Here is a 26,299-nt window from a genome sequence, read left to right on the forward strand (position 1 = left end):
GAAGAGGTTGAGTCCTTTTGATTTGCGCCGTAGGCGCCTATTGTTCATGATACTGACATCTTTAATTGATAATACAAGATTAAATAATCGAACGGACCTAGCGATAGAAAGAGGGTTATCTATTCACGCAAGCACAATGGGAAAAAGTATATTATTTGACGCTGGAAGTAGTGAAGCTTTCTGTGATAATGCTACTTTATTGAATGTTGATATTAGCAATGTAGACGCAGCCGTTATTTCACATCGTCATCATGACCATTGTAACGGGGTTACTCACTTTTTAGATCGTAACTCAAAAGCTCCGGTGTATTTTCGTGAATGCGAAGAAACCAATTATTTATTCAAAACATTTGGCTTTAAAAACAATGTAGGCATAAATAAACAGTTATTGGTCAAAGGTGCTAGTCGACTAACCTTTGTTAATCAAATGACTGAAATCTCTCCTAATATTTTCATCATCACTGATTTAAGTAATAAATATGCTAAGTCAAAAGGTAATCAATATCTTTTTACTGAATCTGATGGTTGTTGCAAACCTGATAGTTTTGATCATGAATTATTACTCGTCGTAAAAGAAAATGACGGGCTTATCGTATTTACTGGCTGTGCTCATAGTGGTGTTCTGAATATGATAGATACTGCAATTAGTCACTTCCCAAATACAAAAATCAAAGCGGTTGTTGGTGGTTTTCACTTGGTAGGATTACCATTATTTAATAGTATTGGTGGAACTAAAAAGCAGATCGAAGAAATTGGTGAATCTATCTTAAATTATCCAATAGATAAGTTGTATACAGGTCACTGCACAGGAATGAAAGCCTATCATATTCTAAAAGGTGTGCTTGGCGATCGCTTAGAATATTTCCCAACCGGTCGTAGTATTACGATCTAAGTTGGAAGCGCTTAACAACGCATTAAGTAAACATTGCACTCGTTCTACGAACTTCAAAAGGTTGCTTAATTGGCGACTTTTTTATTAGTTCGTGATCATGTTTTAATTAAAATGTAGCTAAAATTGCCAGGGATAAGTTGCTCATCAATCATGATAGGCACAAACATGTTTTGTTTTGAGTTATCTCTTTTGTAATTTGCCATGTAGTTGATTTTAATTGTAATAATAGTAATTAGATCATGTATATAGATAGGTATCAAGGGATAGTGATATGATATTGAAAAGAATAATTATGCAGGGGCTGGAGTAATTCTACAGCCTCGTTATACCGTAATCGAACGTAGTTAACTGAAATCCGTGCTAATCTAGTCTTCTTTATCATTTTAAGCAAGTAGTGATTCGATGTCAGAACATTTTGAAGGTAAGTTTGAAGTAGAATTGAAATATAGGCTGAAGTCTAAATCTCAGTTTTTAACTATATTAAATTCAATGATGTACGAGGTCATGCTTGAAGATAACTTAGAATCTGATTGTTACTTTGATACTCCTGAACAAGTACTTTTGGCTGAAAATAAAAGCCTTTGTATTCGTGAAATGGAACCGTCTGGAATTAAACTTTGGATAGTCAAAGGACCAGAGGCTGACCATTGTGAAGCGACGAATATCACCGATACCAATAAAGCGAAAAGTATGCTTAATACAATGGGCTACCATGTTGTTTTAGCCATGAAGAAAACGCGTAGTATTTACTTTGTTGGTAAATTTCATATTACTATCGATAATCTTAATGGGTTAGGTGATTTTGCTGAATTTGCGATTATGACTGACGATGAAAGTCTACTTGAAAGTTATCGGTCTGAACTGATTGTTTTAGCAAGTAAGTTTGGCCTGAGTTCTACGGACTTAGAGCATCGTTCATACCGAAAAATGTACTCAGAAAGTCTTACGGTATAACAAGTGACTATGGTTCTTTATTTAACGTAAATCCCGTTCTACGAACCGCAAAGGCCGCTAAAATTTAGCGGTTTTTTTGTCGCTTGTGATCACGTTTTCATTCAAATATAGTTAAAATTAGTCATAGCTTCATTGTCATGTGCCAGTTGGGTAGACGCTAATGTCATATAGTTGGATCTTTCATTGAACGTTACCTTTAAATTGTTATTTTCATTCCATAATGTGAATTAAATACATTACCTAATGCTAATAAATAGGTATTTATTACATATGCTTTACATTTCAGTGTTGTTGTATGAGGTTTGCATATGTCAAAGCTATAGAGTGTCAATTAGATCAACCAGCCATTCTAATTGTCGCTCAATACTTCGTAAGAGAATTGGAAATCAGGAAATGAAATTTATATCAAAAGTTATATTTATTACTTGTTCCATAGCATTTGGTTGTGTGGCGAATGAAAGCATAGAGCCAACATCGATACTTCTGACATATGATTCTTCATTCGTGTTGGCAGCAATACAGCAAGATAGAAAGTTTTTAGCTGTTGAGAATAATGACGAGGGAAGTCTAGAGCTTTCTGGTTTAGTGACTAAGCAGTATTCAGACTACCTCGTAGATGTGGTAGTTGCTCAAGAGCGTAAATATAATCAATCAAGCCGTGAAATAAAGACAACAATTCTTGTTCGAGAGGATCAAATAGGAAAGCCTATAGTTCTTGGAAGTGTTAATAATGAAAAATTCACGTTCACTTTAAAATAGAGTGTTAATGTATCGTTGAAGATTAATAATGGAAGTATTAGCTCGATTTTCATTTCCGCATGAAGCTCACATAGCCAAAGCAAGTCTTGAGGCTGCTGGGATCGGAAGTGTGATTGCTGATGAACATACTGTGAATGCTCAATGGTTGTATTCTAATGCAGTTGGAGGTGTTCGATTAATGGTTAATGAAGCTGATGTTGAAATGGCATTATCAATCATAAATACGGATTTCTCAGAAGCGGTTATAAATAGTCCTGAAACTGAAATAATAAAAAATTGTTGTCCTAATTGCGGCAGTGAGGATTTAGTTCTATTCACCAAGGGTAAAAAACCAGCATTTGTTGTTTTTATTCTTCTTGGTTTTCCATTATTTTTCTTTAAGCATGGTTATAAGTGTCAAGGCTGTAATGAGTTCATCCAAAAAGTTGAGTAACGGTATAACAAGCTCATGATCACGTTTTAATTCAAATATAGCTAAAATGAGTCATAACTTCATTGTCATGTGACATTAAGGTATACCCTAATGTCACTATCAAAACAAAACGACACCTCATTAGTAATTAGGACATGGTTGCATGATTGGCATCAAGCAATAGTGATATGATATTGAAAAGAATAATTATGCGAGGGTTGGAGTAATTTTTCGGCCTCGTTATGCGCTCGAAAAATTTAAGTTGAGGTATTAATTATGTTGTTGTGGCACTACACGTCAGTTGAAGTATTATCATCCATTTTAGGGCAAGCAAAGCCAACTTTGCGTGCTACACATATAAATTATCTAAATGACTCGGTTGAGCTTAAGCATGGTTTAGATGCAATCAAAAATATCTTAATAAAAACTCACGACCCTTCAGTTAATGATATTGTTGAAGATATCAATGAACTATTAGATGATAATTATGACCCTCATATCTTTTCATTTAGTTTATCTGAGGCTAAGGATTCTTTGTACCAATGGCTAGCTTATTGTCCAAGCAATGGTGGCGTGTCTCTTGGTTTCGAATTTTCTGACACCATGGTGATGGAAGACGTAATATGTGTTAAAAATGCATTTGAGTTACCTTTGCCTAATTACCCATCATCTCAAATTCCACAATATAGAAAGTGTAATTATTTTTTATCTGAGATAGACATCAAGACTGATTGGTATCGCCCTCAAAATGGAAAGACTACAAAAGCAAATTTATTAACAAATGCTATGTTTTTAAAGCATAGTGCTTTCCATTTCGAGCAAGAACATAGATTGTTTTTTCATCCTATGCCAAATAGTCAATTCTATGTTCCTGCTAAATTTCAAGGTTCTAAACCATATGTGGATTTTCACTTCGATCCTAAGATTTTGAAATATGTGTGTGTATCACCACGTGGTAATAAAGATATTGGCGTAAAAATAGTTAAAAAAATTCTTTCTACATATGGCTTTAACCACGTAGAAGTCATTGTAAGTAGCATTCCTTTTAGAGAGTAACTAGGTAAAATTGTATGCGTATAACAATATATTAAGGTATCAATAAAAACATTATTGGTTGAAGACTTACCCCTTAAAATTACATTACTTGAAGTGGCATAGTAATCTCTCCGTCATAATATCAATGCTATGGACTCTTTTTTAGGTGCTAACTTACAGATTTAACGTAAGGGACATACTTAACTCTGGGAAACGGAAGTACCATCAATTTGTTTGTGAGAAGTGTTTTTTATAATAATCACTTGAAAATTACGTAAGTAGTGATATGATTACATCACTACTTACCCTTCTTCCACGCGTGGCATTGCGACCCCTGGAGTTGGGAAGAATGAACCGACCTCTGGTCGGTTTTTTCGTATCTGAAGCCAAGGAATAAGAATAATATTATGCGTACTCGAATCTATATTGATGGTTACAATTTTTATTATGGTTGCTTGAAAGGTACTCCATATAAATGGCTAGACCTAGTTAAACTCTTTGAAGAGCATATTATCCCTCGTTCTGATGTATACAATGCCACCTTACACGATAATGTAGGGATCAAATATTTTACCGCGGAGATAACCAATAAAGCAGCAGCAGACCCTAATTCAGTTAATGACCAACGTTCTTATCATCACGCGCTTTATCTCCATAGTGAAAATTTGCTAAAAACGATCAAAGGTAGCTACGCAGTTGATAAAGTCGAATACCCGAAAGTGGAGTATTATGAGGCAGGCATCGAAAAAGAGCCAAAAGATTGTGCAAGAGTTAAGGTGTGGAAATTAGAAGAAAAACAGAGCGATGTGAATATAGCGATTGAAGCTGTCTATGACGCAGTTATGGATCATACGTTAGAACAAATTATCTTTGTTACCAATGATACTGATATTGTCCCCGCTTTAGAAAAAATCCGTGAACACAATCAAAAATCGCTACGCTCACCAATAAAAATTGGTCTTGTTATCCCTTCCAAAGAGAATAATGAATATCGTAAACCTAATAAGTCACTGAGTAATTTGGCCGATTGGACGGTAAAATATATTAAGAATAGCGAACTGTCAGAATCTCAACTGCCATGCCGAATTGCGGGCAGAAAATCTTCAGCAATCAAACCAACATCATGGTTTAAATATAATCAAAAAGTGGAAGAGATTCTTGAGATTCTCGCCGCATCTGATGTATTAAAAACGATCCCACGAGCTTGGAGGTGGTTGTCAGAGCCAAAACCAGAAGTTAAGGATTTGCCAATATTAACGAGTACACCTGATCAGCTTCTTGATTGTGAAAAAGATATTGAAGATGTTTTAGAGCACGTAAAAGCATTCGCACTGTACATGAGAGAAAAAAACAAGAGTTAATAGTGTTTTAATATAAAACCCTAAATCAGAACTACAAAGGTCGCTAAAATTTAGCGGCTTTTTTTGTTGCTTGTGATCACGTTTTAATTCAAATATAGCTAAAATGAGTCATAACTTCATTGTCATGTGTCAATTGGGTAGACCCTAATGTCACCTGCTTTCTAAATCACAAAAAAAGAGCGAACACCGTTCGCCCTTTAATTCTACATCTACATATCCCCAAAATATGCATTACATTATGACGTAATGTGCTAATGAGAAATAAGTTCTAATTCACGAGAGCTAAATCCAGTCGCTTTCATGATTGCATCTTTATCAACGCCTGAGAGAAGTAAGTTACGAGCCATTTCTTTCAATGTATCTTGACGGCCTTCTTGACGGCCTTCTTGACGGCCTTTTTGTTCGCCTTCTTGACGACCTTGTTGAAGTCCCTGTTGAAGACCTTTTTGCTCGCCTTGCAAAATTAGTTGCTCTGCTATTGTCATTAGTGTGCCCTCGTGTTTTGGTACTTGCTGTGCCAACTCTTCCAATAACGTATTCACGTTCTGAGTTTCCCCTACCGTTACTAAGTATTCAATCAGGGTTCGGACTTGGCTGTCTGTGTGGTAGTCATTTAATAATAAGATGGCTAACGATTCAAGAATATCATTGATGTCTTTTTGGTAAATGTGTTTCTGGACTAGCTCTAATAGTGCAATGCGCTTGTGCTGCATTATCTCGCTGTCATCCATAACAGTGACATCCACTAATGGAAAATCATTGTTATAGAGAGCTTTCGCCATTTCTGGTTTAGTAAAACAATCTAACCAATTCATGCTGTATGGATATGGTGATGTTTTACCGTGGTAAAACAGCAGAGGAACAACTAATGGCAGATCTTTGTTTCCAGCGTCAAGATGCTTTTGCATGGCTGCAATAGCATATCTGAACATACGAAAGGCCATGTGCTCGTCAGGGCTACTTTGGTGCTCAATAAGAGCATAAATATAGCCGTCACCACATTCTGTCTTCATTGAGTAGAGCACGTCTGAATAATACGGACGTAAGTCGTCTTCTAAAAACGAACCTGATTCCAGTTTCAATGTTGATAGGTCGCATAACGTTTTAAGATGCGTTGGTAAGTGTATTTCCAACATATCTTTAGCGGTATCAGGCGTTGTTAAAAAGGCTTTAAACAACCCATCATGGGGTGTTGTTGTGTTTTTCTTACTCATGAAAAGTGATCCACTCTACTGATTAAGTTAAGTATACCACTAATCGAATGGAAAATAATTTAGTCTCTGAGAGTGGTTAAAATGGAGATTATGACGTGATTTTTGTTTGAGATTGATTTCAATTTTATTACCCTGTAAATCGCTCTGAAAGTGTCATAAACTTTCAAACGTGTTTTGGGGCATATCGGTGTGGTTTATATCGAAAAAGTGGCGCTGTGGGCTTCTGAGGCTGCGAAAGCATGGTTTTTATAGGCTAACTTACGGATTTAACATAAGGGGCATATCGCGTACCAAATTAGCACTAACAAAAAGTAACGATGGCAATAATGTATTTTACAAAAAGAAGATATTGTTTTATACGAACACATCGATTTATTTGATGACGGTTCATCAAGGATGCGTTTAACAATGGGTACGACTATAAATAGTAAAAATTTAAGCGAGCAAATATTTAATTTTTTACGAGAAAATAAAAAAGCATCGATTCGAGAGTTGATAGAACTCACTGGAGAATCGAGACAAAGAGTGCAATCAACGATTTCTGGTCTTCGAGTTAAATCAGAAAATAGTGATTATAAAATATTGTCACGTAATGAGAATATAGGAGAGGTTACTTATGAATATACACCTCAAGAAAAAAACCAATTCCAACGATGCGAACAATTACTAAAGTCTATTTTTTGTTGAGTTCTTTATTGCTATCGCAAAGGTCGCCTAATTGGCAGCCTTTTTCGCGTCTGGACGCTACACGATCACGCGCGTTCTGAACTGATTTAACTTAACTGCCGTAGTAAAAATTAAGAAAGGCCGTCTAATTGACGACCTTTTTATTAATCAATGTGTGTTATTAACACTGCTGTTAATAAGCAAACAATGACAGATACAACAATACCTGAAACAATCATCCAAGGAAGAAGTAGCATATTAATCTTAATTAAGAAGTAAGTTAGATTATATGAAATATAGAAACTCTGTAATTAACAATGGTTGTTACATGAATGGTTACTCTTAGTTGCTCTTAGTAATTAAATACTTTTGAGTGACGTTAGAATTATTCTAAGGGTAGGCTCTAATTTACCATAACAGCCGAAGTAAGAACTGCAAAGGCCGCTAAAATTTAGCGGCTTTTTTTGTTGCTATAGATCTCGTTTTAACTCAAATATCGCTAAAATGAGTCATAACTTCATTGTCATGTGCCAATTGAGTAAAACCCTAATGTCATAGGTAAGTTTATAGGCTTTCGTTCCATTTGTTTTGAATGTTTTTATTCCCAATAAAATTTCAGCTTAATATCACACTTTAACAATTTTGGTTAAAGTGGCTATAGATCCCGTCACTCTGCCTAGAAATGAATTACATAGACAGGATTGAGTTTTGATAAAATAGTAGATTGATTTGGCAATTAACATAACTTGTGTATGCAATGAAAGTAGATGATAGAAAATTTGTAAATGCGTATTATCCGTGGAATGAAGAATTAGCAAGAGAAGCGAAAGCGGATACCCCTCATCATGAGCCAATCAAAGAGAAACTGGTTGAGACCGCCGCGTTTGAATATTCGATTGAAATAGCTTGTACGCTTGATGAATTAAATACTTATCAAGTAGGTGCGTTTTTTCTAGGGAAAACGAAAGAAGAAGAGAGCATATCGTTATGGACAAAATCCCAAACTGATAAAGGGTTTAGCTTACTGACTGCAAGCGTAAAGGTAAATGAGCCTAAGAGCCTTACTCGTGAATTTTTCATTTCAAGCGGTTACAGCCTGACTTTTAACGATGTGTCTCCTGTTAAAAAAGGCTCTGGCACTCATGCTGAGTCTTTTGTTCTTATTAAACCTTCAATTCAAATCTATAACCGCTTGGCATGGCCTAAAGTCGGCTTCTTTTATCATTTCATTAATGATGAATTAGAGAATGAATACCCACTCTCTGGTGGTGATAAGTGGTCATTCAAAGTGACTTATTCAAAAGGAAAAACACTGTCTTCTGACTTATTGTCAGAGCATGAATACGCTTTTATTTTATTGCCTTGGAAAATAGACAATACGGTTATCTCTCGCCAACACTTACTGTATACCAAAGAGAAAATGACCCAAGAGCAATTGAGTGAGATAAACGATCAATGGCTCGATGAAAGCGCGTGTCTGATTAATCCCGATGAAGTGGTTACTGCTCGTTCAGATAAAATTGTCCTGAGAGAGAAAGAAGACAATGGACGAATCACTTATACGGTTCAATCTGGTGATACCCTTGGCTTAATAGCGAAAAAGCAAGGCATTACGTATGATGGACTTCTGGCTTTAAATCCTCAGATAACGAACCCTGATTTAATTCAAGTGGATGATGTTGTAACAATAAAAGACACGCCTCCAGAGCAAGAAAGCATCCAGTTTCATGTGTGTAAAATCAAGTCAGAGACAGGTCAGCGTGAAACGTGGGGCGAAATCGCAGAGCAACATGGTATGGGTGCGAAAGAGTTGTATGATTTAAATGCAGATAACCCAATGCATAAAGACGGAGCCTTAGCGTTAGACAACGAATTACGAGTGAAGAACACAGCGCAGAGCGAAGCACTTGACGTCGTTTATAGAAACGCTCAAAGTCCAGAGGACGTGAGCGGTGATAAATGGGTATTTTCTTTTGCTAATGTGTGGAGTGTGATAGAGAAACCATTCTCAGACGTTGCCCATATGTTTGTGCAAGACGATACGGCTCTGAATAAAAACACGTGCGTTATTAAAGTCAATTCGATACGACTTCATTCTAAAATATTATCTGGCTCTGATGGACTTGAGGCGATAGCTCAAGAAAAGAAAGGAGCAATTAAGAAAGGCGATAAAGACGCGCCCAAGAGTAATGAAATCAAAACCATTCAAGAGGCGTTACTTGCGCTTAATTTTGATTTAGGTAAGTACGGTGCCGACGGTGATTTTGGCAGCGGAACCGAACAAGCAGTAATAGATTTTCAGCGTGAGTTTGTGCCAACGCATGAAGTGCATCCTGAATATGAAATGAAAAAGTCTGATGGTGTAGTGGGAAATCAGACGTTACTAGCCTTAGATGAAGCTGTTACAATCGAATGGAAGTACATTAGAAAATGTAAATTAATGATTGACCATCACTTTATACAATTGTTAGAAGGAACAAAAAAAGAAGGTTATGTTCCAATGCCAGATAAGAGTCAAAGTGGCGTTACTATTGGGAGTGGTTTTGACTTAGGTGCTCGAAATGTTAATGATTTAATTAGCATGGGGCTACCTGAATCATTGGTTGAAAAATTCACACCTTATTTAGGCTTAAAAAAATATGAGGCTGTTAATAAGTTGAAAGCATTACCTCTTTCACTTACGGAGGCCGATCTTTCTGTTGTAGAAGCAACAGTTAAAAAAAGTGAAACAGATAAGATTATAAAATTATTTAATTCATCAAGTAAGGTTAAGTTTGAGTGCTTGCCAGCTAACGCTCAAACAGTCGTAGCATCTGTTGCTTATCAATATGGTTATTTACCGCGTAGAGCTGAAAAATTTTGGGAACAAGCTATTAATCAAGATTGGAATGGTATGTATGATAATTTAATGGCGTTTGGTGATGATTTTGAAGTTAGACGACATAAAGAAGCTAAGTTAATTAAGGAGATTTTGTAGTGAAAAAATTATTACTATTAATGTATGTTTTTAGTTGTTCGGTTTCTGCGTTTCCTATGAAGGATATTTATAATAATCTCGATATCACATCGTTTAATAGCTCATTAATGCCGTTGAGGAAAGGGGAGGAGAGAACATTCAAAGATTTTAATAAAAAATTACCTACTCCTATCTTTAGTGAAAAAAACATTTTGTTAGATGATGATTATTGGACTTATTCTTTAACTGTTATAAAAGCTTCTAGTGATAATGATTATTATGTCTGCTTTAAAGATAAAGCAAAGATGGGGACTTATGACTCACAAAAGCCGATGATTATTCGTAAGTACGAGCGGTATTATGTTGCAATCAGTTCCAGTTCTAATGTTTGCGATGATTATGCTAAGTAATTGAAGCAAAAAGGTCGCCTAAGAATTGGCGGCCTTTCTTTTAGCTCGTGATCAACATTTTAATTCAAATATCACGAAAACTAAGCATACCCTAATGTCACTATCGAGAAGAAATTACATCTAACTTTATTATAAATTGATATTAAAGTAATTTGTTATCAATTTGCTCTAGCCAGTACTGTCTTTGGTAGGAATTACTAGGCATTTCTAATTCATCGCAAACATTAGAGATAAATGATTTACATATTAAGTATGTATCTGTGGTTTTGAAATTAGATTGGTGAGTATTCATTATTTGGCAACTCAATCCTATTAAGTTAATACATCGAGCTGCGAAATCATGCATTTTCATTGGCATATCATTTGGTACCATCATTTCACTCATGTAAGCGAGGGGGGAAAATGCCTTCTGACTTAAAGGTGTTGCTATTGTATTGTGATTACATGCGTTATCTACAATTTCATAAATTCCATTGCTTACTACTTTAAATAACTTATCCATCGTATTTTCTCTATAATTGGTTGTTTAAATAATGCTCGATCTCAGATAATCAGAAAGGTTGCTAAATTAGAACCATTTTTAGTCTATTTCTAACATGCTTCTTTGACTGTCAATTCGAGATAATTTTTCACTAAATTGCGTAATAACTGAAATTGCGCATTGGTAGCCAATAAGTTGATTTTTTTTGATAAAATCAATGGCTTTTTCTATTGCATTAAAATCATTAAATTCTTGGTATATTTCTTTTGGAGCTTGATGTTCTACTATTAATTTTTGAAGTAGATCTCCTAATAAGTATTCTTCTGAGAAAAGAAAACCATGTTTATTTTCTAATTCAAGTAGATAATCTTCCCATATTTTTTCGTCATAAATGGTTAGAACAGGTAATTGTGTATAATCAGGCTCACTTGATAAGATCCCTAAGCAATCAGAACGAATACTTTTAGTCTGAGGAAATTGTTTAAATACAAAATCTTTAGCTTCGGAAAGTTCAGTGAATGACTCTAAAGGTAATAACGTAGCTGTGGATACTACGACCCATTGTTTTTCAGAAAAACTCATTTCCGCCAAGCCACTACTGAGCAAACGGTTATTCATAATTTTAATCATATTTGAGTTTAAAGGATAAATATAGGCAGGCACTTCTGAAGGGGTTGCTATTTCCTCTAGAAATTTAACTTCTTCAATTCCTATGTGAGTATTAGGAAAGGCGACCCAATAATTACTTGGCATGCTTAGAGTTTCGGGGCTAAATGACAACAAATTTACGTTTTGATACTTATTGTTTTGATGTTGTTTTGTTATCTAAGGTAAGGAATTTGAATGTTGCTGAGTTAGCATTGGCCCGTCTAAAAAAGCCAATTTCACCATCGCTGTTTTTTTAAAAGGTATCGAAAATATAATTATCGGGGATTTTATAACTGTTTTAGCCCTATTTCATGAGTTTTAGATACACTTATCCTACAAACCTTATTATGCTGCCCTCAATTCTGACTGAACTATCGCATGGGTGACTAAATCATTGACCGAATTTCCGACTCGGAAATTCGTAAACACCAGACGACTTTCACATAAAATACATTCGTACGGATCTACTTTTACATATCCTTTTAACATTGCGGCATACCCTGGCATTTTCGGCTCAGCTTCTATTGTCATACCTAAAGCTGCATAAACTCTAGGCAGAGCTTCTCCACGACGACGCATTGATAAAAAACCGTAGTATCGGATCATCTTGAAATGTTTATCAGGATAGTGCTCTACTATCCGTCTTATCATCTCTTCTGGTGATAATGTTAGGCTGTCTGTTGTTCCTGTTCGATGGTCTAAATAATTAAACGTTATCATTCCGCCTTTGGCGTAATGACTTAAACGTGACGCTGAAATCGGGGGCCGTTTTAAATACCGACCAAGATAGTTCATCGTCGGTTTTACATTATTTGTCTTTTTAGCAAAATGAAGCTTCCAACGACGATTATATTGACTGCTTAAAAAGCGTGACCAATCCGTTTTATTACGGATATAGGGGCATTCTTCGCTTGATAAATCAAGCTCATCATAAGCCTTACCCAATAAACTGACGATAGCCGCTCTCCAACAAGGCTCTGTCGTTTTCATTTGGAAGTAAATGGGTTTCCATAAACCGGTACGTTCACAAATTCCCCCACGAGTGACCGATAAATGTAAGTGCGTATTCCAATTCAGTTTTCGACCGTAAGTATGAAGAGCACAAAAGATACCGACATCTATTCCTTTATCTTTTGCCCATCCCAGCAGAATGTTTGCAGCACATTTGAATAATTTATTTAACAAACGGTTATGACGAAAGATAGGCCATAGCGTGTTTGGAAGGGTAAAGGTGATGTGTTGATATTCGCATTCAGGGAAGACATGTTGTTGCTTTTGTATCCATCGCTCTGTGGCTTTCATGCCACAGCTACTGCACGCTCGAGATTTACAGGTTTGGTGAATATATTTGATATGGGTACAGTCAGGGTTGCAACAATGATATTCGCGAGAGCCAAAAGCCGCTGTCCCACAGGACAGCATCTTTGTGACATTTTCAATCACGACCGCTCTTAGGTTAGCTTTGTTATTATGAAGAAATTTAAGCCAGTTATTTTGACTATTAAATAATTGTTTCAGGGGTTTATATGCGTGCATGGCGATAGGATAAACGATTTATTGGCAACAATGGAAGAGGTTGAGTCCTTTTGATTTGCGCCGTAGGCGCCTATTGTTCATCGAAAGAAGTGTCAATGAATGCTGTACAGGCTGAAGATGAAACAAAAAAAGCGATTGAGAATGTGAGCGAGGGACATATAGCCTTAGAGCAATCGATAGCCCTATCAAAATCTATCAATATTTCCGTACAAGAAACGGCAAATCTAATTGAAGAACTTAAAAATAGTGCAATTGATATCGGTGAAGTAACACATGTGATTAGTTCTATTTCAGATCAGACCAATCTTCTTGCATTAAATGCAGCAATAGAGGCAGCACGAGCAGGTGAGCATGGTCGTGGTTTTGCTGTGGTTGCTGATGAAGTAAGAAATCTAGCAGCTAAAACTCAAGAATCAACAAAAAATATTCAAGAAATCATATCCTCACTTCAAGCAAAATCAGAAGATGCGAACAACAATATGATTTCCAATGTAAAATCAATACAGGAGTCAATAGAGCTTTCAGATCTAGTTAAAGCGTCATTTGATGATATATCCCATTCAGTTCAAGCGATTTCTGATATCAACACATTAGTTGCTACGGCTTCACGAGAGCAATACAACGTAACGGAAGATATAGCTAAGAATACCACTAGAACCTTTGATTTGGTAAATGAGAACGTTGCAGCGGTCAATCAGACACAAAAAGCAGCACAAGAACTGGCAGTATTAGCAGAGAAGCAGAATCAAGAGCTGTCATTCTTTAAACTAAGGTAATTAAACATAACAGCCGAACTACGCATCACAGCAAAGATCGCCAAATTTGGCGATCTTTTTTTTAGCTAGTGATCACGCTTTCATTCAAATATCACGAAAATTAGTCATAACTTCATTGTCATGTGACATTAAGGCATACCCTAATGTCACTGTCAAAATAACCCCCCAATTAATAGAGTTAATATTAATGATTAGTAACAATTTATCACTATTATCATCTATTAATGCAAATTACATTAGATAGATAATCTTATTTGTAGGAATGTTTATCATGAAAAAAACACTGTTATTAAGCGCAATTGTACTCGTAAGTTCTACAACTTTTGCCTCTCAAATAGTGAGTAAAGATTTGAATGAACAAAGAGAAAGTCTTTCTGAAAACACAAAAGGGAAAGGGTTTGGTCCTCAATCTCCTCGTAATATTGATGATTTAAATGGTAAAAATGAACGTTCATTTGGCCTTGCTCCTATTTATGAAAAAATGAATCTATGTAATATTCATTTCCATAAAAATGCAGAACATAAAGGTGGCGAATTTACTGAATACGCTGGCAATGGTGATGGGAAAGGTAATAATACAGGCTATAAATATAGCGGAAATTTAAGCCGTTCAGAACTAAAAGAATTTAAGCATAAAGAATTGAAATCAGGAGACACTATAGAAGTGCATTATGTATATACAAGTGCCAATGTAGAGCCTGGTGCAACTTTAGGGGCTTGTTTATCTGATTCTATAAGTAATCCACAATTAAGGGTTGAAACTCAAGTATATGTTTTAGTTAACCTGAATTCTGGATAAGGCTGAACTAATTGCCCACCTAACGATCAGATCTTTCGACCAAGAATTATTTGAACGTATTTTAAAAGGTGGGCAAGATGAATAAATTAGTTGATATATTTTGTGATGTCGATGATTTTTGTTATCAATTCTTATCTCAATGGGAAAAATACCTTGTTGAGGCTAGTGAGAGAAAAAGAAAACGTCAGTCAGTAATGTCTACTAGTGAATGTATGACTATTGTCATCGCTTTTCATCAATCAAATCATAGAGATTTCAAGAACTTCTATATCGGGTTAGTTCATCAATATTGGAAAGGATACTTTCCAAATTTACTTAGCTACACTCGATTTGTGAGCAAAATGCCTAGCCTAATCGCCCCAATGTGTGCCTATTTTCAATCTATCAAAGGTAAGCCGACTGGCATTGCTTTTGTTGACTCCACGAGTCTTAAAGTATGCCATAACATTCGAATTCCTCGCCATAAAGTCTTTGATGGTGTTGCGAAAAGAGGAAAAGGTACCATGGGATGGTTTTTCGGCTTCAAACTTCATTTATTGATTAACCATCTTGGAGAAATTATTTCGCTGAAAATCACAGCTGGCAATGTAAATGATAGGACTCCTGTACCTGATTTATGCAAAGAACTCTCGGGGAAATTGTACGCTGATAAAGGGTACATAGGTAAAAAGTTGAGTGAGAGCTTAAAGAACTCTGATGTCGATTTAGTGACTACCTCGCGAAAAAACATGAAAGCAAAAGAGATAAGTGCTTTTGATAAGGCTATGTTATCAAAGAGATACATTATCGAAACGATAAATGACCAATTGAAGAATATCTCTCAAATTGAACATAGCCGTCATCGTAGCGTGACTGGTTTCATGCTAAATGTAATTTCAGGCGTTGTGGCTTATTGTTTAAAAAAACAAAAGCCACGAATTAAGCTATCAGAATGTGAATTTGAACTAATCCTCGCTTAAAGCATGTTTTATCCAGAATTCAGGTTATTTAATGGTAAAGAACACCATCCATAATAAAAAATAAATATATAGTAAATAACGACACCGTAAGAAATAGCTATAGATAATTTAATGTATCACTGCAATACAAAGAACACCCTTACCGAACAGAGAACAAGAACGAACAGTGTTCGTTCGGTAACAAAGCAATGGATCTGAAAAAATAAAAAACCTCGATATTGCACAACATTATTATCCTATTCGATTAATGGTATACTTCACTTAATCAGTAAAGTGGATCACTTCTTTATGAATAAAAAAAACACATCGACACCCCATGACGGGTTGTTTAAAGCCTTTTTAAGCAAGCCTGATACCGCTAAAGATATGCTGGAAACCCATTTACCAGCACATCTTCAAACGTTGTGTGACTTATCGACCTTGAAACTGGAGTCAGGCACGTTTTTAGAAGACGACTTACGTCCGTACTATTCAGACGTGCTCTATTCAATGAAGACAGAATGTGGTGATGGGTACATTTATGCGTTAATCGAGCACCAAAGTAGCCCAGACGAACACATGGCCTTTCGGATGTTCAGATATGCTATTGCAGCAATGCAAAAGCATCTTGACGCTGGAAACAAAGAGCTGCCATTGGTTGTTCCACTTCTGTTTTACCACGGTAAAACATCACCGTATCCATACAGCATGAATTGGTTGGATTGTTTTACTAACCCAGACATGGCGAAAATACTCTACAGTAATAATTTTCCATTGGTGGATGTTACTGTGATGGATGACAGCGAGATAATGCAACACAAACGAATTGCGTTATTAGAGTTGGTTCAGAAGCACATTTACCAAAAAGACATCATAGAAATAATCAAACCGTTAGCCATTTTACTATCAAATGATTATCATACAGACAGCCAAATCCGAACCCTGATTGAATACTTAGTAACGGTAGGGGAAAGCCAGAACGTAAGTACGTTGTTGGAAGAGTTGGCACAACAAGTACCAAAACATGAGGGCGTACTAATGACAATAGCCGAGCAACTAATTCAACAAGGCGAGCAAAAAGGGCTTTTACGAGGCGAACAGACAGGGCTAAAAAAAGGACTTGAAAAAGGACTTGAAAAAGGTCGCCAAGATACATTAAATGAAATGGCTCGTAACTTATTGCAATCAGGTGTAGATAAAGACGTGATCATGAAAGCGACAGGATTTAGCTCTCGTGAATTAGAGCTTCTTTCGCATTAATAGAACGTATAAATTCAGGACGGGGGTTAGTTTCCCCGTCCTATTTCATACTATTTCTAACTCTTTTTACAAGTATGAGTCATTTGGTTTCTAATTTAGCAACTTCCTACACGGTAAAAATTGCACTGTTAGCTCGCTTTACGGTGCGCCACAGGGTTATTGGCAATAAAGTCATAACTAGAACTGATCACTATGGCAAAGTTAGTAAAATACACATGAATTTTAAAACTGAAATCCCACTAAGTCAGTAGAGAGCATATAAACTATCTAAAGAACAGTGGATGGATAGAAAAATCTTTGTTTAGATCTGTAATATCTAAGAATAGCTTTTCAAAACTAGAATAAATCGTCAGAGTAGCCGACTTTTGAATTCCTATAACCCCAATACTAAACCATACGTTTATTAGGCTCTCAAATTCAAGAACAATAGGCGCCTACGGCGCAAATCAAAAGGACTCAACCTCTTCCATTGTTGCCAATAAATCGTTTATCCTATCGCCATGCACGCATATAAACCCCTGAAACAATTATTTAATAGTCAAAATAACTGGCTTAAATTTCTTCATAATAACAAAGCTAACCTAAGAGCGGTCGTGATTGAAAATGTCACAAAGATGCTGTCCTGTGGGACAGCGGCTTTTGGCTCTCGCGAATATCATTGTTGCAACCCTGACTGTACCCATATCAAATATATTCACCAAACCTGTAAATCTCGAGCGTGCAGTAGCTGTGGCATGAAAGCCACAGAGCGATGGATACAAAAGCAACAACATGTCTTCCCTGAATGCGAATATCAACACATCACCTTTACCCTTCCAAACACGCTATGGCCTATCTTTCGTCATAACCGTTGGCTGTTAAATAAATTATTCAAATGTGCTGCAAACATTCTGCTGGGATGGGCAAAAGATAAAGGAATAGATGTCGGTATCTTTTATGCTCTTCATACTTACGGTCGAAAACTGAATTGGAATACGCACTTACATTTATCGGTCACTCGTGGGGGAATTTGTGAACGTACCGGTTTATGGAAACCCATTTACTTCCAAATGAAAACGACAGAGCCTTGTTGGAGAGCGGCTATCGTCAGTTTATTGGGTAAGGCTTATTATGAGCTTGATTTATCAAGCGAAGAATGCCCCTATATCCGTAATAAAACGGATTGGTCACGCTTTTTAAGCAGTCAATATAATCGTCGTTGGAAGCTTCATTTTGCTAAAAAGACAAATAATGTAAAACCGACGATGAACTATCTTGGTCGGTATTTAAAACGGCCCCCGATTTCAGCGTCACGTTTAAGTCATTACGCCAAAGGCGGAATGATAACGTTTAATTATTTAGACCATCGAACAGGAACAACAGACAGCCTAACATTATCACCAGAAGAGATGATAAGACGGATAGTAGAGCACTATCCTGATAAACATTTCAAGATGATCCGATACTACGGTTTTTTATCAATGCGTCGTCGTGGAGAAGCTCTGCCTAGAGTTTATGCAGCTTTAGGTATGACAATAGAAGCTGAGCCGAAAATGCCAGGGTATGCCGCAATGTTAAAAGGATATGTAAAAGTAGATCCGTACGAATGTATTTTATGTGAAAGTCGTCTGGTGTTTACGAATTTCCGAGTCGGAAATTCGGTCAATGATTTAGTCACCCATGCGATAGTTCAGTCAGAATTGAGGGCAGCATAATAAGGTTTGTAGGATAAGTGTATCTAAAACTCATGAAATAGGGCTAAAACAGTTATAAAATCCCCGATAATTATATTTTCGATACCTTTTAAAAAAACAGCGATGGTGAAATTGGCTTTTTTAGACGGGCCAATGCTAACTCAGCAACATTCAAATTCCTTACCTTCAAGAAAGTGACATACCAATGACATCCATTTCTTGGAAGGCATCAGTACCAATAAGGTGACTAGCGACTTGGCCAGTAATTGCAACGAGAGGGATAGAATCAAGCATGGCATCAGCAAGACCAGTAATTAGGTTAGTCGCACCCGGCCCAGAAGTCGCAAGACATACTGCGACACTTTTAGTAGAGCGAGCCATACCAATAGCTGCCATTGCAGCCCCTTGCTCATGACGGCAGAGAATGTGTTCTACGCCACCATCATAGAGTGCATCATAAATTGGCATGATGGCTCCACCTGGATACCCAAATACGGTGGTGATCCCTTCTTGTAATAAGGCATTAACAACTAACTGTGAGCCATTCATACACTGTCGCTCCCTGCGTGAGTGATTGTTTCTCTATTCTTGCACATCATGCGCTCCCATTTCTTCCTGAATTCATAAAAAAACCCCCTTGCTTTTGGCTTGGGGGTTTTAAGTGTGCGTTGCAATTGCGACTTTTTGCTCACTCATCCCCGAGCGGTGATCAGAATCACCACTAGGACGTTTATAATGAGAATATTGAGCTGAGCAAAAAAGGTCATGGTATTTATCCGTATACGTGTTTTTTTTTGATATTTCGTTACATTAACTAAGTGGTAACACAGACATGCCTCTCATGACAAGAAAAAACTCTCATTTTATTCACAATTCTCGTTCATTTAGCGCTTATATATAACAAATCAATGAAAGACGTTGAGATTATTGGGTTATAAATAATTGGGAATAAGAATGGGATTAGCAATAATACACAGTCGAGCATGCGTTGGTGTTGAAGCGCCAGAGGTTACCGTTGAGGTTCATATTAGTAATGGAATGCCGGGTTTTAATTTAGTTGGGTTACCAGAAACAACAGTAAAAGAAGCCAAAGACAGAGTAAGAAGCGCGATAATAAATTCAAACTTTGAATTTCCATCAAAAAAGATCACCGTAAACTTAGCGCCTGCTGATTTACCAAAAGAAGGTGGGCGATTCGATCTCCCGATAGCCTTAGGTATTTTGGCTGCCTCAGATCAAATCCCAAATCATAAATTAAAAGATCATGAGTTTGTGGGTGAGCTCGCTTTGTCTGGTGAATTACGACGAGTGAAAGGCGTGCTACCTGCGGCTCTCGCGTCATTAAAAGCCAATCGAAGTTTAATTGTTCCTGATGAAAATGGAGATCAAGCGGCTTTGGTTGGTGCGAATGTACATAAGTCTGCGCCTCACCTTCTATCGGTTTGTGGCTTTTTATGTGGGCAACAGCAACTGGGTTTATTTACGTCTCCGGTTATTGAGCACATTGATTTGCCTTTAGAACGTGATCTCCAAGATATCATTGGACAGCAACAAGGTAAGCGAGCGTTAGAAATCGCAGCGGCGGGGGGACATAATTTATTGTATTTAGGCCCTCCAGGAACGGGGAAAACAATGTTGGCATCACGCATGAGCGACTTACTGCCTGAAATGACAAACGATGAAGCGTTAGAGACTGCCGCAGTCGCGTCACTGACTCATCAGCATATTAATGAATCAAACTGGCGTACTCGCCCTTTCCGTTCACCACACCATTCGAGTTCAATGGCGGCTTTGGTTGGTGGTGGTTCGATTCCCAGACCGGGTGAAATATCATTGGCTCACAATGGCATCTTATTTTTAGATGAAATGCCAGAGTTTGAAAGGAAAGTGTTAGATTCTTTGCGAGAGCCATTAGAGTCGGGTGAAATTATTATTTCTCGTGTCGCTAGCAAAATGCGGTTCCCTGCCCGATTTCAATTGGTTGGTGCATTAAACCCGAGTCCGACTGGATACTATGAGGGGAACAATACGAGAACAAACCCTCAATTGATTTTACGTTATCTGAATCGAATATCCGGTCCCTTGCTTGATCGTTTTGATATGTCATTGGAGATCCCTCTTTTGCCTAAAGGGACGTTAACAGAAGGGGGGGATAGAGGCGAATCAAGTCTCCAAGTTAAAGAAAGGGTTAGGCTTGCTCGTGTGAAAATGCTAGAGAGAAGTGGGAAAATTAATGCATTATTGAGTAGCCGAGAGGTTGAAACTTATTGCCCACTAGAAAAGGAAGATGCGGTTTTTCTAGAAGATACACTATATCGATTGGGGCTTTCTATTCGTGCGTATCATCGAATCATTAAAGTGGCCAGAACCATTGCTGATTTATCTGGATCAGAGAACATTCAGCGTATCCATTTGGGTGAGGCCGTTGGTTACCGTGCTATGGATAGATTATTGAAACAATTAAGTGCTCAAGCGGTGTAGTGTCTTTTTCTTAAGATGAGAGAAAATAGGGATAACAAAAAAAAGTCAGTCTTGGTATTATTAGCGCAATTTTTATCCCGCTAATCAATGAAGATTTTTATGTTTGCTAATATTCGACTCGTCATTAGTACTTTGCTTGTAATCCTAAATACGGCTCTGACGTCATTTATTATCAGCTTTTTTGCTGTAATTAAATTTATTCTGCCTTTTCCTTTCGTAAAGAAATTAATGGTATCAATGGCGAATAAGACCTTATGGTGTTGGGCTACGTTGAATTTATGGATGCTCAATATTAACAATACAATTGATTGGGTTGTTGATGGGGGGGAAACGCTATCTCAAGAAAAGTGGTATTTATTGTTATCTAACCACGTAAGTTGGGCTGATATCGTTATTTTATCCTCCGTGATGAAAGATAAAGTGCCAATGACTAAGTTCTTTTTGAAATATGAACTGCTCTATGTTCCCTTTGTCGGGCTTGCATGTTGGGGGGCGGACATGCCCTTTATGCGCCGAAACCCTGAACGCAAAGACGATGACTTTAAAGCGATTCAAAAGTCGTGTGAAAACTTTCGCTCAGTGCCGACTACGGTGGTTAATTTTGTTGAAGGAACACGAGCGACGCCTGATAAATTAAAAGAAGCGCGTACGCCTTATCAACATTTGTTCAAGCCAAAGATTGGTGGTGTGGCATTTACGTTATCAGCGATGGGTGAACTGTTTGATGGAATCGTTGATGTGACGTTAGCTTATCCTGAAAATCAAGACTCTCCATTTATAGATATGCTACAAGGCAAATTAACCAAAGTGGTTGTTCGGATAAAACTTCATGCTAATGATGAAAAAGTGAACGGCGATTATTTTGAAGATAAAGTATTTAGACGCGGTTTTCATCAATGGATTAATGAGTTATGGAAAGAAAAAGATGAGTATCTACAGCGTATCTTGAAAAGATAACCTCTTTATTCTATAGATAAAAAAAAGGGAGCGATTATCGCTCCCTTTTCAATTTAAATCGTTAATTTACTTTTTAAGCAACCAGTTAACTAATTCGTAGTATTCTTCGGTGCTTTTGATTTTGCTTGTCTCAACCAGATATTTATTATTAACCATAAGCGCTGGAACACCAGTCAATCCACTGTCTTGGAATGATTTATCGAAACGGTTAACCATAGAGTTAATAGCAAAGCTGTTGTATGTGCCATCAAACTCATCTGCATTTACGCCTTCATCTAAGAAAATTTGACGTAATTCTTTGTCATTACGTGGTGGCTTTTGCATAGAATGGATACGATTAAACATCACAGGAACCATCTTGTCTTCAATACCAAGAGAAACCATTGTTGCGTATGCTTTACTCATTGATAGGCCCATTTTTCCGCCCATGAATGAAACGTGAGTTTTCTTAAAAGTAGCGTTTTCTGGCAGCGTTTTTTTCAGACCTTGGATCAGTGGTTCAAAGCTATTGCAGTGTGGACAATAGAAAGAAAAGAACTCATTTACTGTCGGTGTTTTTGATTCTGGAAGGTTAAGAACCTTGTAATAATCGCCTTCAGTGAAGTTTGCTGCATTCACTGAAAAACTAAGAACTAAAGCACCAAACAGTGCCATCATTGTTTTCATCATGTTTAACTTTCTCCAATCCATTTGTGTTTGTTTTATTGTATTTTTATTACCATTGAGGCATCAACTCTAAAGGTGCTTCGTTTAACGCTGCTATTTGCTCTTTAAAACCAAGTACCTGACTTTCCCAATATTTTGCATCTGAAAACCATGGGAAAGCAATAGGAAACGCGGGATCTTGCCAACGTTTTGCTAGCCATGCCATGTAGTGTACCATTCGTAGACCACGCAAAGGCTCAATTAGTTTCAATTGGTTATGGTCAAAATCGCAATATTCAGAATAAGCTTCAACGAGAATATCTAACTGAACTAACTTATCTTGGCGATCGCCATTAAGCAGCATCCACATATCTTGTGCTGCAGGACCATTTCTTGCGTCGTCCAAATCGACGAACAATGGACCATCACGCCATAAAATATTGCTTGGGTGGCAGTCACCATGTAGGCGAATCGCTTTACTTGGTTGCCAATGTTGTTCAATTCGACTAATTAACAGGTCGAGATCGGAGAAGAAGCTGTTTTCTAAATAAGAGGGAATGAATGAACTATTCTCTAACAGCTTTCGTGGTTGATAGAGGTACTCATCTAAGCCTACCGTTGGACGATGAGTAAATAGCTCCGCTTCACCTACTTTATGAATTCGGCCTAAAAATCGCCCTACCCATTCAAGCTGATCAAAATTATCCACTTCAAAGGTGCGCCCGCCTAGGCTATCAAAAAGAGCAAACCAATAACCTTTAGCGAAATGAAGTGTTTTGCCATTTATTTCTAACGGCGCAGCAACGGGAATGTCTTGTTGTACAAGTTGCTTCGCAAATAAGTGTTCTTCTAATATTTGGGCTTCTGACCAGCGTTGAGGTCGATAAAATTTCACAACGAACCGACGCTTGTGTTCATCGCTAAATTGATAAACGCGATTCTCATAACTGTTTAAGGCGAGGAATCCTGATTCAGCTCTTACGCCAATATCTGCGAGGGCATACCACAATAAATCAGGAGTAAGTGTACTGAAATTAAAAGCGTGTTCAGACATAGGGTGCTCTCAAATAAAAAGGGCTCATCATGAGCCCTTTGAGTCAATAATAGAGTGATTATAGCGGTTTAAAGAAACGGCTTTCTGTTTTTATCACTTGTTCATCATCATTTTTAATCTCAAAAACAATCGTGGTTATCGTCTTAGTTAAGTTCTCACTACTCGCCCCTAGGCTCATTGGAAGACTTAATACCTCACCGGGTTTAACGTTTACATTTTGTGGGCCGTACCAAGTTGTGTTTTCAATACCAGAAACAGATAATTGGTAATGTTGTGGTTGTTGGGTTTTATTTATAATTTTTAAAGTATAAGTGTTTTCAATCAAACCAGAATTGTTCATACGCGATAACTGATTTCTGTCGCGCAAGATATCAAGCCCCATCGGATCGACTGTCGCTATTTGAGCTAAGAACAACCCAATCATTAAGATCATGACAATGCCATAACCTATCAGTTTTGGTCGCATTACATGCGTTTTGTGTCCCGCTAATTTATGTTCCGTGGTGTAGCTAATGAGATTTTTTTCGTAACCCATTTTATCCATGGTTTCGTTACATGCATCGATACAAGCGCCGCAGTTTATGCATTCATATTGAAGACCATCTCGAATATCAATTCCTGTAGGACAAACCTGAACACATAAATTACAGTCAATACAGTCTCCTAACCCTAGTGCTTTGTGGTCTTTTTTACGAGAGCGAGGTCCTCTGCTCTCTCCACGCTTTGGATCGTAACCAACGATGTAGGTGTCTTTATCAAACATGGCTGATTGAAATCGAGCGTAAGGACACATGTGCAAACAAACGATAGATCGCATCCATCCCGCGTTTCCATAAGTACATGCGGCAAAGAATAAAATCCAAAATGCAGGTAGAAAATCGATATTTAAGGTGAAAAAATCAATAACGAGTTCTTTTACCGGAACAAAATACCCAATAAAAGTGATGCCAGTAGCAATGGCAATAGCAATCCACGCACAATGTTTGAGTGTTTTTCTAAGCAATAAACTCGATGTCATTGGTAGTTGATCTTGCTTTCTTCGCTTATTGGCTGAACCCTCTAATTTTTCTTCGAACCAAATGTACATAAATGTCCAAACCGTTTGAGGACATAGATAACCACACCAAACACGGCCTAAAAAGGTAGTGATAAAAAAGAGACCGAAGGCGGCAATGACAAATAAAAGAGCAAGTAACGTGAGATCTTGAGGAAATAAGGTCGTGCCAAAAAAATTGAATTGTTGGCTTCCAATATCCAATAAAATGGCTTGACGATCGCCAAAGGAAATCCATGGGGTTAATACGAATAGAGCTAATAAAAACCAACCACCGTAACGGCGTAATTGTTGAAATGTGCCTTTGCTTTGGCGAACATAAATACCCGTGCTGGGATTAAAGCGGTCACCGCTGGATTTGTGGGTTTTTGGATTGAATTGCTTTGGAGTCACATCCTTGATGTCGATTTTATCCTGACTCATGTTTATTCCTAATTATTATTATGGGGTATATATCAGCGATATTATGTTGAGCATTGTTGTATTTATGCAGATATATAAAGACATTACGGCTGAATTATAACGTGATGATGAGAAGGAATACGTAAGAGGGTTCAAATTTAGTTAAAAAAGTGTGTTTTATTTGGTTTGAAAACGATCTAATTCGTTAGAATAAATTAGATCGTTAAACGGAAATAAGCGAAAGGCCTACAGTAACCCGCGCGCTTTTAAGATGGCCGTTTTAAAATCGGTTTCGTGGTCTTTGGCTAAACCTGGGATCATGTCTGTTTTTTTGCTGTTACGCATTTTCAGATGATAGATAAGAATATCATCGGTTAGATCTTCAATTTTCCCTTCGTATTTTGTTTCTTCTGCTAGTTTTACAATAAATTGCATTAAGTTTAGTTCGGGTTCTTTTTTCCATTCTGGATGAATGAGTTCGATTAATTCGTTAACGCGATGGCATTTCATTGAGCAGTCTCCTTATAATTATTAAGGATAAGTATATCGAAATTTTATGGGAAGTTAGAGCGGGAATTGCAGGATTATAAAAAGAAAAAAGCGCAGACAAGCTGCGCTATTTTATTATGCCGCACATGAAACTACTTTCGGAGCTTCGATTTTTTCTGAAACAATTAATGTCATTTCAGGAACGTTCTTTTTTGCTACCGATGCTTTTACAAAATGAGAACGGCGGCGATCCACACTGTGAAGACCTGACAGTCATAGGACGCATGTATTATCTCTATAGCCAGGCTCATCCATGGCCAAATTAATGACCTAACTATTCATGAGAACACGTAAAGTGAACTCTTTTAGCTTGCGCTAATCCAAATGAATAGTCAGGAGTTTGTGTTTATAAAACACTTATTAAGAGTATCATAAACTGCCTATTAG

At 37.2% G+C, this 26,299-nt stretch carries 22 protein-coding genes and 3 pseudogenes; 16 read left to right on the top strand and 9 right to left on the bottom strand.

Annotation, left to right across the window (positions count from 1 at the left end; all coding sequences use genetic code 11):
- The first annotated feature begins 46 nt into the window (after window positions 1-46).
- From VSAL_RS00220 to VSAL_RS00250, 6 genes are all read left to right on the top strand, one after another.
- On the top strand, window positions 47-892 hold the full coding sequence (locus tag VSAL_RS00220; RefSeq protein WP_012548932.1) for an MBL fold metallo-hydrolase: 846 nt from the start codon (window positions 47-49) through the stop codon (window positions 890-892).
- 402 nt (window positions 893-1,294) lie between these two features.
- On the top strand, window positions 1,295-1,846 hold the full coding sequence (gene cyaB / locus VSAL_RS00230) for a class IV adenylate cyclase (RefSeq protein WP_012548933.1): 552 nt from the start codon (window positions 1,295-1,297) through the stop codon (window positions 1,844-1,846).
- 393 nt (window positions 1,847-2,239) lie between these two features.
- On the top strand, window positions 2,240-2,605 hold the full coding sequence (locus tag VSAL_RS00235) for a hypothetical protein (protein ID WP_012548934.1): 366 nt from the start codon (window positions 2,240-2,242) through the stop codon (window positions 2,603-2,605).
- A 28-nt stretch (window positions 2,606-2,633) separates the two neighbouring features.
- Entirely contained in the window at window positions 2,634-3,038 is a 405-nt protein-coding gene (locus tag VSAL_RS00240) for a putative signal transducing protein (RefSeq protein WP_012548935.1), read from the top strand.
- 255 nt (window positions 3,039-3,293) lie between these two features.
- Entirely contained in the window at window positions 3,294-4,073 is a 780-nt protein-coding gene (locus tag VSAL_RS00245) for a DUF2971 domain-containing protein (protein WP_012548936.1), read from the top strand.
- 386 nt (window positions 4,074-4,459) lie between these two features.
- On the top strand, window positions 4,460-5,413 hold the full coding sequence (locus VSAL_RS00250) for an NYN domain-containing protein (protein ID WP_012548937.1): 954 nt from the start codon (window positions 4,460-4,462) through the stop codon (window positions 5,411-5,413).
- Between the two features lie 251 nt (window positions 5,414-5,664).
- Here VSAL_RS00250 and VSAL_RS00255 read toward each other — a convergent pair whose 3' ends face one another.
- The gene (locus VSAL_RS00255; protein WP_012548938.1) at window positions 5,665-6,627 is read right to left on the bottom strand and encodes an ISNCY-like element ISVsa17 family transposase; all 963 of its coding nucleotides are present in this window, start codon (window positions 6,625-6,627) and stop codon (window positions 5,665-5,667) included.
- Window positions 6,628-7,035: 408 nt separating this feature from the next.
- On the opposite strand from VSAL_RS00255, the gene VSAL_RS00260 reads away from it, so the two are divergent.
- The 3 genes from VSAL_RS00260 to VSAL_RS00270 all read left to right on the top strand — a co-directional run bounded on the left by VSAL_RS00260 (window position 7,036) and on the right by VSAL_RS00270 (window position 10,659).
- Window positions 7,036-7,314, top strand: a complete 279-nt coding sequence (locus VSAL_RS00260) for a hypothetical protein (RefSeq protein WP_044583142.1) — start codon at window positions 7,036-7,038, stop codon at window positions 7,312-7,314.
- A 736-nt stretch (window positions 7,315-8,050) separates the two neighbouring features.
- A complete protein-coding gene (locus VSAL_RS22605) occupies window positions 8,051-10,270 on the top strand; it encodes a pesticin C-terminus-like muramidase (RefSeq protein ID WP_012548940.1) in 2,220 nt (739 codons plus the stop codon).
- A complete protein-coding gene (locus VSAL_RS00270; RefSeq protein ID WP_012548885.1) occupies window positions 10,270-10,659 on the top strand; it encodes a hypothetical protein in 390 nt (129 codons plus the stop codon). The genes VSAL_RS22605 and VSAL_RS00270 overlap by 1 nt, the downstream gene beginning before the upstream one ends.
- Window positions 10,660-10,801: 142 nt before the next feature.
- On the opposite strand, the gene VSAL_RS00275 is transcribed toward VSAL_RS00270, so the two are convergent.
- The 3 genes from VSAL_RS00275 to VSAL_RS00285 all read right to left on the bottom strand — a co-directional run bounded on the left by VSAL_RS00275 (window position 10,802) and on the right by VSAL_RS00285 (window position 13,324).
- Window positions 10,802-11,161, bottom strand: coding sequence for a hypothetical protein (locus tag VSAL_RS00275; protein ID WP_012548941.1), 360 nt, complete (start codon window positions 11,159-11,161; stop codon window positions 10,802-10,804).
- Window positions 11,162-11,239: 78 nt separating this feature from the next.
- On the bottom strand, window positions 11,240-11,893 hold the full coding sequence (locus tag VSAL_RS00280; RefSeq protein WP_012548942.1) for a hypothetical protein: 654 nt from the start codon (window positions 11,891-11,893) through the stop codon (window positions 11,240-11,242).
- Window positions 11,894-12,133: 240 nt separating this feature from the next.
- Window positions 12,134-13,324, bottom strand: a complete 1,191-nt coding sequence (locus VSAL_RS00285; protein ID WP_012548943.1) for an IS91-like element ISVsa9 family transposase — start codon at window positions 13,322-13,324, stop codon at window positions 12,134-12,136.
- A gap of 77 nt (window positions 13,325-13,401) precedes the next feature.
- Between VSAL_RS00285 and VSAL_RS00290 the strand changes: the two are divergent.
- The 5 genes and pseudogenes from VSAL_RS00290 to VSAL_RS00310 all read left to right on the top strand — a co-directional run.
- Window positions 13,402-14,100: pseudogene (locus VSAL_RS00290) on the top strand (methyl-accepting chemotaxis protein); the annotation flags it as partial.
- 271 nt (window positions 14,101-14,371) lie between these two features.
- Window positions 14,372-14,884, top strand: a pseudogene (locus VSAL_RS00295) (delta-class carbonic anhydrase); the annotation flags it as partial.
- A 92-nt stretch (window positions 14,885-14,976) separates the two neighbouring features.
- A complete protein-coding gene (locus tag VSAL_RS00300) occupies window positions 14,977-15,858 on the top strand; it encodes an IS982-like element ISVsa6 family transposase (RefSeq protein WP_012548944.1) in 882 nt (293 codons plus the stop codon).
- 288 nt (window positions 15,859-16,146) lie between these two features.
- Window positions 16,147-17,097, top strand: coding sequence for an Rpn family recombination-promoting nuclease/putative transposase (locus tag VSAL_RS00305; protein ID WP_012548945.1), 951 nt, complete (start codon window positions 16,147-16,149; stop codon window positions 17,095-17,097).
- Between the two features lie 500 nt (window positions 17,098-17,597).
- Window positions 17,598-18,791 (top strand): IS91-like element ISVsa9 family transposase, encoded by a 1,194-nt coding sequence (locus tag VSAL_RS00310; RefSeq protein WP_012548946.1) that lies wholly within the window; start codon window positions 17,598-17,600, stop codon window positions 18,789-18,791.
- A gap of 168 nt (window positions 18,792-18,959) precedes the next feature.
- Here VSAL_RS00310 and VSAL_RS00315 read toward each other — a convergent pair.
- A pseudogene (locus VSAL_RS00315) lies at window positions 18,960-19,319 on the bottom strand (thiamine pyrophosphate-binding protein); the annotation flags it as partial.
- A gap of 405 nt (window positions 19,320-19,724) precedes the next feature.
- Between VSAL_RS00315 and VSAL_RS00320 the strand changes: the two are divergent.
- Together VSAL_RS00320 and VSAL_RS00325 are read left to right on the top strand one after the other, a co-directional pair.
- On the top strand, window positions 19,725-21,251 hold the full coding sequence (locus VSAL_RS00320) for a YifB family Mg chelatase-like AAA ATPase (protein WP_012548947.1): 1,527 nt from the start codon (window positions 19,725-19,727) through the stop codon (window positions 21,249-21,251).
- 99 nt (window positions 21,252-21,350) lie between these two features.
- Entirely contained in the window at window positions 21,351-22,208 is an 858-nt protein-coding gene (locus VSAL_RS00325) for an acyltransferase (RefSeq protein WP_044583144.1), read from the top strand.
- A 66-nt stretch (window positions 22,209-22,274) separates the two neighbouring features.
- Here VSAL_RS00325 and VSAL_RS00330 read toward each other — a convergent pair whose 3' ends face one another.
- The 4 genes from VSAL_RS00330 to VSAL_RS00345 form a co-directional block, all read right to left on the bottom strand.
- Window positions 22,275-22,874: a thiol:disulfide interchange protein DsbA/DsbL gene (locus tag VSAL_RS00330; RefSeq protein ID WP_173362133.1), complete on the bottom strand. Its 600-nt coding sequence runs from the start codon at window positions 22,872-22,874 to the stop codon at window positions 22,275-22,277.
- 49 nt (window positions 22,875-22,923) lie between these two features.
- On the bottom strand, window positions 22,924-23,907 hold the full coding sequence (locus VSAL_RS00335; RefSeq protein ID WP_012548950.1) for a serine/threonine protein kinase: 984 nt from the start codon (window positions 23,905-23,907) through the stop codon (window positions 22,924-22,926).
- A 58-nt stretch (window positions 23,908-23,965) separates the two neighbouring features.
- The gene (ccoG, locus tag VSAL_RS00340; RefSeq protein ID WP_012548951.1) at window positions 23,966-25,384 is read right to left on the bottom strand and encodes a cytochrome c oxidase accessory protein CcoG; all 1,419 of its coding nucleotides are present in this window, start codon (window positions 25,382-25,384) and stop codon (window positions 23,966-23,968) included.
- Between the two features lie 225 nt (window positions 25,385-25,609).
- Complete coding sequence (locus VSAL_RS00345; RefSeq protein WP_012548952.1) at window positions 25,610-25,873, bottom strand: YihD family protein; 264 nt, start codon at window positions 25,871-25,873, stop codon at window positions 25,610-25,612.
- Between the last annotated feature and the right edge of the window lie 426 nt (window positions 25,874-26,299).

This window comes from Aliivibrio salmonicida LFI1238, from assembly GCF_000196495.1.
Classification (GTDB): domain Bacteria; phylum Pseudomonadota; class Gammaproteobacteria; order Enterobacterales; family Vibrionaceae; genus Aliivibrio; species Aliivibrio salmonicida.